This window comes from Flavobacterium sp. 9 (assembly GCF_002754195.1).
In the GTDB taxonomy this organism is placed as follows: domain Bacteria; phylum Bacteroidota; class Bacteroidia; order Flavobacteriales; family Flavobacteriaceae; genus Flavobacterium.
In genome coordinates, this window is the sequence record NZ_PEEU01000001.1 from 1,011,375 (window position 1) to 1,023,915 (window position 12,541).

Genomic DNA, 12,541 nt, shown 5'->3' on the forward strand with positions numbered 1-12,541 from the left:
TAATTATTATCCTATTATGCCGGTTGTTTACAAGATTCAAAAAACTCGTAAGCTCTTTTCTCTACATAAGAATATGTCGAATCTCGTAACGGAAAAGCGCAATGTCCTCCGTATTTTGGAGTTTCCAGATAAACATAAGAACTGTCTTGTGCTATCGCTCTTGGATAACATCTTTCGCCTAAAAAAGGATCATCAAGCGAATTAATAATTAAAACCGGAGTGGTAATATTTTTAAGAGAAAATTCAGGAGAGACACGATGATAATAGTCATCCCGATTTGCAAAGCCATGCAACGGCGCTGTAAAATACTGATCTACCTCATCAAATGAAGTAATTTTATCAATCTGATCGCTATTTATGAAATCAGGAAATTGTGCTGCTTTGTATTTCAGCTTTTTTTTAATATCAATTGTAAAATTCTTTAAATAAACTCTGTTAAAGCCTTGTTTGAGTACTTCTGCACTTGTTGCAATATGTGTTGGCACTGAAATCGAAACTGCTGCTTTTACACGCTTATCAATTTTGGTCCAGCCTAAATAATTCAAAAGCTGAACTCCTCCCATTGAATATCCAATTAAATAAACATCTTCAAACTTTTTTTGTAAAACAAACTGAACTACTTCATCAAGATCGTCAACTGCTCCGTGATGATAAAGTCTGGGAAGTCGGTTCATTTCTCCGCCACAAGTACGATTATTCCAAGCGAAAACAGAAAAACCTTTCTGCTGAAAATAAGCAGCACAACTATTATTGTAGGTTCTGCGTGAATCGCCTTCTAAACCGTGGCATAGAATAACTGCTTTTTTAGAATCATTTATCACAAAATCAATATTGATAAAATCTCCGTCACTTAACTCATGTTTTTCTCTAGTATATTCCGGAACTTCAAACTTTTTGAATAAAGCGGCATAAATAGTAGAAATATGCCTGTTACGATGAATAATAGAAGGAAAATTATATTCTGATTGTTCAATTAGTGGCATGACAAAAAAGTTTTTATGGTATTTACTACAAATCTATGAAATCAATCAACATCAAGTTTAATACGGTCTTTTTATTTCACTTTTTAAAATCATTAATCAAAGAAAATTAAAAAAGACACTCATAAACTTACTAATGCATAATATATGCGGGTTAACCTTATATCAAATTTGGCTTTCTCATAAAAAAACCTCTAAATCAGATTTAGAGGTTTTAATATATCATTCTTAAATAAAATTTAACCGATTAAATTAATTCGCCGGTTTTTCTTTTTCTTCAATGTTAGTTACAGGATTATCTCCAATATTAAAAGATAACGAGAATCTTAGCATATTATCTAATGGTGTTTTCTGTTTTGCAGCAGAACTTAGGTATGAGAAATCAAATTTGGCTTTCTTGTATTTAAATCCAGCTCCAAGTGTAAAAAATTTACGATCTCCTTTTTCACTGCTTTCATGAAAATATCCTGTTCTTAAAGCAAAAGCTTTTTGGTATAAATATTCAAGTCCAACAGCCCAGGTAACTTCTTTTAATTCTTCGCTAAAACCACCCGGTGCATCAGAAAAAGAATTAAATGCTCCTTTTACAAATCCAGCATCCTGATATTGAGCATTGGTTTGGTTATTTTGCGGCGATGGAACCAATAATTTATTAAATTCTATAGAAGTTGCCAATGTATTGTCCTGATCAAAAATAAAATCAAAACCTCCACCTACTTTCAAATTAGCCGGTAGAAAACTGTCAGATCCTGAATCTCCATTATATTTTAATTTAGGACCAAGATTTGAAACATTAAATCCACCTCGCCAAATACCATTAAAGTTTTTGAAAGCAGTTTCCGGTGTTTGATAATATCCTGCAATATCTACAGCAAATGAACCTGCTGCATGACCACCTGCATTAGCTTGCTGAATTTCTAAATTAGAACGAATGTATCTTCCCGTTACAGACATTGCAAACTTTTCGCTTAGTTTTAAGGAATAAGATCCATCCAAAGCAAATTCATTTGGTTTCACTATTTGTCCTGCATCATCTTCATTTTGTTTGAATACAGTTTCTCCTATTCCAAAATATCTTAGACTGAATGCAAATGCACTTCTTTCATTGATCTTGTTAAAGAAATTTAAGTTCAATAAACCTGTATCATTTGACAATGAAGACATATATGGCGTATAACTCAATCCTATACCTAATTTATTTTCGGCAAAAGGATATTTCGCCGCGTTCCATTGTTGCGAATAAACATCTACCGAAGTCGCAACTCCCAAATCTCCCATTCCCGAAGCTCTGGCATCTGCCGAAACTTGCAAAAAAGGAACTGCGGTGACAATTGGCCTATTTTGTGCTTGTGCGAGTAAATTTCCAACTCCAAAGAGTAATGAAAATAAAAAATATATTTTTTTCATGTGTATCTATTAATTGTTTTTGATTGAAATTTCAATGCGTTTTGCGATACAATATTTAGTGCCAAATGTAATTTTGCTATAACATTAAACTTGTACCGCAACGCACTTCATCATTTCATTTCATTATTTACTCCCCTGATCTTTTGATAAATTTGAATACTGACGACGTTCCTTCTTTTCCACTAACATGTAAAAAATAAGCTCCGGTTGGTAAAGTGCTCAAATCAAGCTGGCTGTAAGTTTTAAGTTGTACATCATCAATGTCAAACTTGCGTACAATTGCACCATTTAGCGCTACAACCTCAGCAACAACATCTCCAGCCCAACGGCTTGTCCATTTAATATTGATTGTATTCACAACAGGATTAGGGAATATATTCAGTTCCATAACTTCTGATTGGTTTACGATAACCGTTACACGCTGTTCTGCAGTTGCGCCGTAAATATCTGTTGCTTTCAAGATCAATTCAGTTTCTCCGTTAGAAAGGCTTTCAATTGTAAAACCAGTTGCCGATGGCGCGATTGATGCAATCTTTCCATCTACTACAGTAGCTTCAAAAGTCAATTGATCACCATCTGGATCGCTGAAATATTTATCATAACTAAAGGTTTCCTGAACAGACAATTTATTAAACAAAATTGCTTGTGCACCAAGTGCCAAAGGAGCTTTATTGTTTACAACCGTTACTTTTATTTGTTGTACAGTACTTAAACCAAAAGCATCTGTTGCAGTCAAGGTTAAGATTGTTTCGCCTGCAGTATGTGTTTCGACTACAAATTGTCCCAATTCCTGACCAACGGTTGTGGTTGCAATATTTTCATTTGCTACCGTTGCATTAAATGTCATTTTATCTCCATCAGGATCTGTAAAATAATCTCCAAATTGACGCACATCAAAAAAGTTCAGTTTAGAATAAACCAATTCATCTGACTTAATAACTTCAGGCGCACGATTCGTTTTTAATACTTTAACTTCAAATGATGCTTCTGAAGATGCACCAAGATCATCCACTGCAGTGTAATTCAATGTATATGTTCCTGCAGTTTCATAACCCGGAGCAAGTTTTACTGAAAGTTCTCCATTAAGCAATTCAAATGTTGCCCATGTCGGTGCATTAGCAGATTGAACTGTAATTACATTAGCTTCTTTATCGGTCAAGCCGATTTTAACCACTACTTCTGAAGCTTCATTAACAATCGTAGTTTCTACAGGTACATTAGAGAAAACAGGCGCTTCATTAATATGTAATTTAACCGGAATCTTTCCTATACTCTTAACAGGATCGTTTGTTCTTACATTTAAAACGGCATGTTGATCTCCACGAACTCCATTTGCAGCAGTAAAGTCTAATTGAACTTGTTTTTTTCCGCCAGGAGCAATAGTTCCGTCTGAAAGTCCGTTTATAGAAACCCATGCATTTGAAGTAAAATTCTCCTCGCCTGCTCTAACCATCCATCCATTACCAGGATACAAATCTGAAGCTTGCAAATCGTACCATTTCTCGCCATCACTTAATGTATATCTACCCGGAGTATCTACAATTCCTGACATAGAACCTTGTGCATAAGCCATTTCATAAGGATATGTAATCACAACGTAGAAATCTTCATTTGGATAAAGTCCTTTAGGCTCTTTAATTGGCAATGTAACCCATGATCCGGTTTTACCACCTTCGTAAACATAATCGACAGAACCTTGGTCTATTATTGTTGCATCGGCTACAGAAGTTCCTCCTGCACGTATTTCGTAAACAATAGTTCCAGTTGGTTTATCAAGACCAAACATAAAAGTTTGAAAATGTGACAATGTAAAACCGTCTTTCCCAGCATTAAATCTGGTTGCAGTTGTAAAAGGTTCTCCTCCATCGTAACCAAAGTGAGAATCTGCAGCCATTTTATCTTCGTACTTTAATACTCTGTTAAAAGTAGGTTCAGCATATACACTAACTCCACCTTTAGGCGCAGGATTTGATTTTACTATAGAATCAGCTTTGGCATTTTTTGCCTTTTTTGCCATCGATCCTGAGCGTAAATTAGTTCCTTTTGCCGCTTTTCTCAAATAATCGATACTCAATTCATATTTTAAAGCTCCATTACCTTTACTATTATCAAAAACAGCATATTGTGTATCTGTATCTGTTATATAATTTACGATACTATTTACTTCAGTAGTTTGTAATGCCAGAGTTGGCGGTAATGTAACTTCCGCTTTTATCGGAATCAATAGTTTTGCTACTGTAGCATTGCTTTCGATAACTAAATTATCAGTAACAGAACCTGCAGCTGTTGGAGTGTATGTAATTCTGAATTTAGAATTTTCACCCGGTAATATCGCTGTGTAGCTTCCCGCTAAATCATTAATATTTGTCCAACTCCAATAACCTCCGCCAAACCAACTTGTGAAATAAGCATAAGCTTCGATAGTATAAGCCGAAGAACCACTTTCTACAGAAATATTTGAAATTTGAAGTTTTTCAGCGCCAGTATTTTGAACTAAAAATTCTTGTGTATAGCTTACTTCAGGGTTTACCATTATTTCACCATAATTTATTTCTTCTAAGTTTGAAGTAATAATTGGCGCTCCGGTTACTGTTAATTTAATTGGTTTTTCAAGCCATTCCTGATTTGGAACATTAGTACGTAATTTTAATTTACTATTATATTCTCCCGCAAATATATTACGTGCATCGATATCTATTTGAGCACTCAAAGTAGCTCCAGCCGGAATTATATGTTTTTTCGCCGGGCTAATTAAATACGCTAAACCTTGCCCGTGATTTACATTTGCATGATTAGAGATAAGAACAAAATCTGACTGATCACCATTTTGAAGTGCTATGCTTGCCAAATTTGTGGTTTGATCTAAAGATCCGCTTCCGTTAACTTTATATTGAAACTTCATAGTTCCGTTTTTGTAAATGATAATCTGAGCAGAAGTTGGATCTCCCATTCCACCAAAGAAATTCACAAAATATTCCCATGAGATAATCACTTTATCATTATCGCTGTAATAGAAAACACCTACTTCATCTTTTGGATAAGTTGTAGTGTCAAAAGCACCAAATACCCAATATGGAGCAATAACAGTTTTCAATTGATCTGTAGGCATGTTTCCTATTATTGAAGGAGCTTCTGTTGGTTGATCAAAAGTTAATAATCCAGTTGTACCAATGTGGATATCTGTATAATCCTTTCCATAATAATTAAATGACCATGGAAGTGTTTTTGTTTTCCAATATTGATCAACATCATTTAAATCACCATCTACTAATATTTGAGTTCCTGTTTTACGAATATCAATCCATTGATAGTTTGTTCCGTCATTAGAAGTTTCATAATTATAAGTGAAATTTGGAATAGCTTCTAAACCACCTACCGGTACAGACATCGTCAACCAGTTTGTACCAGTCGCAACCACTTCAAGATCAGCTTTACCAGTATTTTCGATCAATAAAGGATATTTAGACGTTTGTCCGTGTGCTAAAGTCTCTGTTAACAAATTTAAATCAGTAACTTTTATTCCCGGAGCATCTAATACTTTTCCGGCAAGAGCGATAGTATAATCACCTCCTTTATCATCTTTAATATGTAGTGCATCTGTAAAATCAGCCACTACATCTGTAGGCAAAATAACGTCGTAAACTTTAATAAGTCCTGGTGCTATAGTTGCACTTGTTTCGCCAGTTACTTGAAATTTATTATTGTCTAAAGTAAAACCTGTAAGTGTTACAGCAGTAGTTCCAGTATTTTTAATACTAAATTTTCTAGAAGCAACAGCGCCTTGAAATACATTTCCAAAATCAATATTTGTTTCAGAAACAACAAGTTCTGCTTTACCGCCACTTGTAATATTAACTTGGATTAAAGGATTAACCTGCGCATTTACAGGATCTGTAGATACGATATTTACATATCTGTTGATTTTACCTTCATGCAAAGCTGCAGTTTCCATAACAACATCCATCTTAGCAGATTCACCTGGTAATAAAATTCCTCCTGCATTACTGATAGAAGTAATCATATCCGGACCAGGATAATCAAAACCTAAAGCCAATCCAGAATAAACTTTTGTTAGGTTACTATAATTGCTTATTAAAATTCCGTCTACCTGATCATAATCTTCCATAAGAATGTTAAGATATCCTAAGGCATCATCCTGAAAAGTAATATCATTATAGTAAAAACGAATATTTCCGTCTGCAAACAATACCATTTGTGCGCTAAGATTTCCTGAATATCCATCAGTAAGATTAGAATATTGCACGATAACTCTGTCTGCTTCTACTTTATAATATATAGAACCACCTTTGCTCAACTCAACATAAGTTCCTAATGGAGAAATATATCCTTTTGGCGAATAAGGTGCTCCGTCTAAAGCTGGCTCGTTAACCGGATTTGTTGTATCATCAAAAGTTGTAAAACCTTTATAACTGATAAACAGTTTTTGCATTTTCTGAGCATAATAAGGAAAATCAAATCCCATTTCTACCGGATAATATCTATTTGCTTCAGCTTTAAAATAATTAGTAATATCCGTTCCTGTACCAGAAATATCTTGATAATCATACGCTATCGGAGTTGTTTCTGATGCTAAACTTGTACGGTATTTATATCCGTATTTATGATATCCGCCTTCCCAAGTATCGCTAGTTCCTGATTGATCATACTTTGGAACAAAATATTTCAATGCAGCTTTACCTTCATTTTTTACAGTAATTGATGCCGTAACTTTATCTCCCAATGCTACATTATCGATCAATTGAGTCATTGGATCAACTACGATTTTTGCAGGTTCAGAACTTACTCCAAATAAAATAACTCTTAATGTTTTAGGACTGCTTGTAGATGTAAGTGTCAAAAATCCATTATCGTTTCCTGTTGCATTTGGCGTATATTTTACTTTAAGCGTTACTTCGCTATCTGCCGAAAGTTTATTTGGATAACCACCAATAAGTTCAAAATTTGGATTAGAAATATTAGCCGTAATATCATTAAAATTACCTAATCCTGTATTTTGTACTACGAACTCTAATTCTTTAGAACTTCCTTGAAAAACACTTGAAAAATCCAATTTTTCAGCTGACTTAAGAACCGGTTGCTGCCCTGATACATTTACGGTAACGGGAACTTTTAATTCTCTATTTGTTGCATCATTAGATTTTAAAATAGCATTTGCGTGATAAGTACCATTTATCAATTTAGAAGCATCAGCAGAAAGAATTGTTTTTTGATTTGCATTTCCGTTTACTTCGCCACTTGTAGGATCTAAAGTCAAATATTCCCCCAAATATTTATTTTGACTTCCTGCAATATTGAACCATGCAAAATCATTACTTTCAAGAGCCGCACTTAATGGTCCCCAAGTTTGTCCTACGTCAAAAGAAATAAAACAATTATCTGATCCTTCAGCCGTATTTTCATAACCAATTCCTAAAGGGTAAAGACTTCCAGCCGGAATGTGTAGAACTACCCAAAAAGTTTCTCCTTGCTGGAAATATAATTGTTCATCCAGATTTATAGAAGCATAACCTTCGGCTGCACTAAAAGGAGTATATTCCTGTGCATAGATTAAATTATCTTTGTTTAATGAAGTTCCTTTATAAATCTCGATTACAACAGGACCAAATTTAGGATCAACTCTTAGATACGACGTAATTTGCGTTAAGTTGAAACCATCAGCTTCATCAACAACATATTTTGTCGCCGCCGAATTTGGAATACTGGTATCTTCGTCTCCAATAATGTTGGTTGGATTATTACAATAACTTTTATCTTGTGGCGTAAATCCAAGTGTCTCAATTGCTGCGCTTTTTGATGAAGCTGCAATTTTAGATTTCTTTCTACCCACTTTTACTGCAGAAGTAACTTTTCCTGCTTTCACAGAAGGATATTTAATATTCTTTGCAGAAAAAGCTGAAAGAGCAGTTTCTTTATGACGGGCTAAAAATTCCCATCTCAAAACACCTTCACCATTATTTAAGACCGTAATATCATGCGTTCCCTTAAAAGAAGTGCTTGCATCAACATCAATTACAATATCTTTACTATTGTCATCAACCGTAATTTTTGGTCCCGCATTCGTTGTACCCTCAACAATATTAGATAATTCAGACAAATTGTTCCATCTGTCTCCAGAAATTACCGTAAAGTAATATTTAGTAAGACCTAAAAGTCCGTTGATAGAATGTGTTACCGTTGTTCCGGCTTCACCTGAATTTTTAATAATATCATATTTTGCCGAAGCCAAATTACTTTTCGTTATTGGCGAAGTGCTGTAGTAAATACGAAAATCAACAGGTTTTGCATCATCAGTATCTGCTGGAACTGTCCATGATAAATTTGCAAATTCCTGTGCAATTCCTGTCAAAGCCAAATCTGTGATGGCATCTGGTGCAACACCTGCATTATTTTGGATCGCCAAAAATGCGTCTATATGTCCTGAACCTAATTTTCCAACATAATCCGGATTATGAGAATCAATATCAACAACACCAGTTACAAGTTTAGTTCTTAAAACTTCAGGCGTTAATTGACTTTTTCTATTTGCCAAAGCAAGTGCAGCAATACCAGAAACGTGTGGACAAGCCATTGAAGTTCCCTGATAGAAACCATATTGGTTCTTTGGCAATGTACTTAAAACACCGTTTTTTGACCCAAGTTCAGTTTCTCCACCTGGAGCTGCAACATCTACCCAAGTTCCATAGTTAGAATAACTTGCTCTTTCCCAATTTGGTCCAATAGAACTTACACATAACGTGTTTTCATAATGCCCCGGAAACCAATCTCCATCAGAATTACTATTTCCTGCAGCAAAAATCACGATTCCACCTTTCATTGGACTATTCGGAAAATCTCCCGCTTCAGCAATAAAATAATCTATCGCATCTTTTATCGATTCGTCAAAATTTCCAGGCTCTGTATATCCCCAACTATTTTGAGAAATCACAGAACCATTATTTGCCGCATAAATATAACTTTCTTCAAAACTTCCGCCTCCTAAAGTCTGAACGGACATGATTTTTGTACCATCATTATTACCGCTTCCTCCGGCAACTCCACAAACACCAATTCCGTTGTTGTTTACCGCAGATATTGTACCCGCAACGTGAGTCCCGTGAGGTTGTCCTTCGATCGCTCCACTATTCTTGTCGAAATTCCAACCATGAATATCATCTATATAACCATTTTTGTCATCATCGACTCCGGCAACTCCGTTAAGCTCAGCTTGGTTTGTCCAAATATTTGCTTTTAAATCCGGATGCTCAATATCAACTCCCTGATCATGAATCGAAACTATAATTTCAGGATTCCCTTTTACAATATCCCAAGCTTTAAATAAATTAATATCAGAACCATTTGGATATCCCGTTTGTCCCGTATTATTATAATGCCATTGTTCAGGCAATTTAGGATCATTAAAATAAGACGCTGTTGTAGAAGATTTTTTATCAGCAATTTTAACCGCCTTAAAATTGTAATCAGACAACACTTTTTGTTTCTCTGTTTCTGCTGTTTCTACTTCAGCAATTGCCTTGTATTTAAGTACTGCATCTTTTGCGCTCTGGTTCGCGTCAATGTCTACAACATACCATAAATCAAGTTTGTGTTTTCGCAATTTAGCTTCTAATCTAGGATTAGGATTTTCCGGAAATAGCCTGTGCATATTCCGCGCTCCAACTTTGCTCGAAACCTGATCAAAAGCCAGGATTCCCGTGGTAAGCTTTTTTCCCGTGCTCACATTCATTTTCTTTAAAGTCGATGACATCTGTCCTGAAAATTTAATTTTTACAGAACCTTGTTTGACACCTTGCTTAAAAGTCGCTTGCTGACCAAAAGAAAAAACTGACCAAAGCGAAAAAATAAAAAACCATAATAATCGATTTCCTTTTTTGTAATAATTTGTCATTAAAGTTGTTTTTTGGTTAGTTAATAATTTAATGCAATTGCAAAAACAGTCTCTTAAACCTAAGTACTACTCTTAAAAAATTACGAATAGTTTGCTGTTTTAACAACACATTAAATGTTTCGGGGCAAGAATATGGAAAAATCAAATAGTCAGGCTTCAAACGATAGTTACATCTTATATATAGAGAATAAATGATCATTACATTTGTATAACAACGAAACGTAAACGCCTCATTAAAAACAATTTAAAAGCTATAAATTATTCAATTCTAAAGATTAGGATTTAACCGCAAAGTGCGCGAAGATTTGATATTTTATTACGTTCTAAAAGTGTAAAGTTCGCAAAGCTGTGTGGCGCAGCTTTGCGAACTTTGTGTTTTTACAAGAACTTATTAGCAAAAAAAACTTTGCATGCTTTGCGGTTAATTTTGTCATAACAGGCACAAACCTTTGCGTGCTTTGCGGTTAAATCTCATCTATTTATTTTTTGAGTAAATCGCATTAATATCTTCAAAACATCAAAAATTATTCATAGTTTAGCGTCCAAATCTTTTAAATTGAAGCGTTTTTATACTTATATAGTTTTTTTTATCTTTATCTGTGAAGCAATGTTTTCACAAAATATTGATCGCCTAAAATTGCAGTATCAAAAAACTACCGATCCTGATAAAAAAGCACATTTACTTCTTAAAACCGGGCGTATATTAGAAAAACAAAGTCTGGATTCTGCTTTATTTTATTATAAAAAGATTCTCCCTTATGAAAAAACGGTTACTGATACTCTTTTAGCCAAAGTATATTCTAGTATAGGAAATGCCTATTTATTGAAAGGTAATATTGATGTTTGCCTTGAATATCAGTTAAAAGCATTGAAATTGTTTGAGCGTTATCCGCCACAACAAGATATCGTAGGAGTTTATAACAGTATCGCTCTCGTTTATTTTTACCAAACTGATTTTGACAAAGCTCTTGTAAAATACAATCAGCTTAGGGCTTTATTGAATAAAAACATTGTGAAAGATCCCAAAAAAGCACATTATATTCAAGGAAAGCTTCTCAATAATATTGGTATTATTTACGACAATAAACATCAGGAAGACCTTGCTCTTGAATATTTTATGCAAGCTTCAACGCATAGCAAAAAGGCAAAAGACAATGAAAATCTGTCTTCGGTTTATTCTAATATGGGGATTATCTACCTTAAAAGTAAACGCTACGATCTTGCCGAAGCTATTTTTATAGAAGCACTTAATTTGCGAAAAAAAGAGAACGACATTTTTGGATTATGTAAATCTAATTATCATTTAGGAAGGCTTTATAAAGAAAAAAAGCAATTTGATAAAGCAAAAGAATATCTTCTTATCGGTCTTAAATATGCTAAGCAAGCCAATTCGTCTTCTACAAGAGCATCTATTATTGAAGAACTTAGTCTTGTAATGGCAGGAAAAGGAGATTATAGAAATGCCTATGATTATCATGTTGCATATAAATCTTTGAGCGACAGCCTTTTTAATAAAGAAAACCAGCAAAAAATTACTCAGGCCGAAATGCAGTATAAATTTGATAAGGAAAATCAAGCTGCAAAAATTGCCCAAGATCAAAAAGAACTTGTTTACACTATTATTGCAGTTGGGCTGATTCTGGTAATCATTATTGTAGTTATTATGTATCGCCTTCAGCAAACTAAAGCTAAAATTCAGCAATTGGCGAAAGAAAGCGCACAATTGAGTAATAAAGAACTTTCTTCAAGAGAAGATATTTTGAAAAGGGAATTAGAATTTAAAAATAAAGAGCTTACAACAAATATTATGTATCTCTTAAAGAAGAACGAATTCAATACCGAAATTTCGAATCGCTTAATGGAGTTGAAAAAACAAATGAAAAAAAGCGATCAGGATGTTATTCAAAAAATCATTCTTGACATTAAAAATGCTCAGGATGACGATATCTGGAAAGAATTTGAAGTCAGGTTTAGTCAGGTTTATAATGATTTTTATGAGCGTTTAAACATTAAATATCCTGATTTAACGCTCAACGAAAAAAGGATTTGTGCCTTTTTAAGATTAAACATGACGACCAAAGAAATTTGTGCACTTACACGTCAATCTTATAATAGTCTGAATGTAGCGCGAGCAAGATTAAGAAAGAAACTAAATATCCAGAATGAGGAAATTAATCTGGTAACTTTTTTAGAAAATATATAATTCAAATAATAGAATAAAAAAAATCCCAAATTCCAATTATTAAGT

4 protein-coding genes are annotated in these 12,541 nt (G+C 34.1%); 1 reads left to right on the top strand and 3 read right to left on the bottom strand.

Annotation, left to right across the window (positions count from 1 at the left end; all coding sequences use genetic code 11):
• Positions 1 to 14: 14 nt before the first annotated feature.
• The 3 genes from CLU81_RS03550 to CLU81_RS03560 form a co-directional block, all read right to left on the bottom strand.
• Positions 15 to 983, bottom strand: coding sequence for a YheT family hydrolase (locus CLU81_RS03550; RefSeq protein ID WP_099708566.1), 969 nt, complete (start codon positions 981 to 983; stop codon positions 15 to 17).
• A 249-nt stretch (positions 984 to 1,232) separates the two neighbouring features.
• Entirely contained in the window at positions 1,233 to 2,387 is a 1,155-nt protein-coding gene (gene porV, locus CLU81_RS03555) for a type IX secretion system outer membrane channel protein PorV (protein ID WP_099708567.1), read from the bottom strand.
• Positions 2,388 to 2,514: 127 nt separating this feature from the next.
• Positions 2,515 to 10,293 (bottom strand): S8 family serine peptidase, encoded by a 7,779-nt coding sequence (locus tag CLU81_RS03560; protein WP_099708568.1) that lies wholly within the window; start codon positions 10,291 to 10,293, stop codon positions 2,515 to 2,517.
• A gap of 607 nt (positions 10,294 to 10,900) precedes the next feature.
• Here CLU81_RS03560 and CLU81_RS03565 point away from each other — a divergent pair.
• Positions 10,901 to 12,496 (top strand): tetratricopeptide repeat protein, encoded by a 1,596-nt coding sequence (locus tag CLU81_RS03565; protein WP_099708569.1) that lies wholly within the window; start codon positions 10,901 to 10,903, stop codon positions 12,494 to 12,496.
• The last annotated feature ends 45 nt before the right edge of the window (positions 12,497 to 12,541 follow it).

Coding starts and splice junctions, on each gene's coding strand:
- CLU81_RS03550 (WP_099708566.1), bottom strand. CDS start 983: ATGCCACTAATTGAACAATCAGAATATAATTTTCCTTCTATTATTCAT.
- porV (WP_099708567.1), bottom strand. CDS start 2,387: ATGAAAAAAATATATTTTTTATTTTCATTACTCTTTGGAGTTGGAAAT.
- CLU81_RS03560 (WP_099708568.1), bottom strand. CDS start 10,293: ATGACAAATTATTACAAAAAAGGAAATCGATTATTATGGTTTTTTATT.
- CLU81_RS03565 (WP_099708569.1), top strand. CDS start 10,901: ATGTTTTCACAAAATATTGATCGCCTAAAATTGCAGTATCAAAAAACT.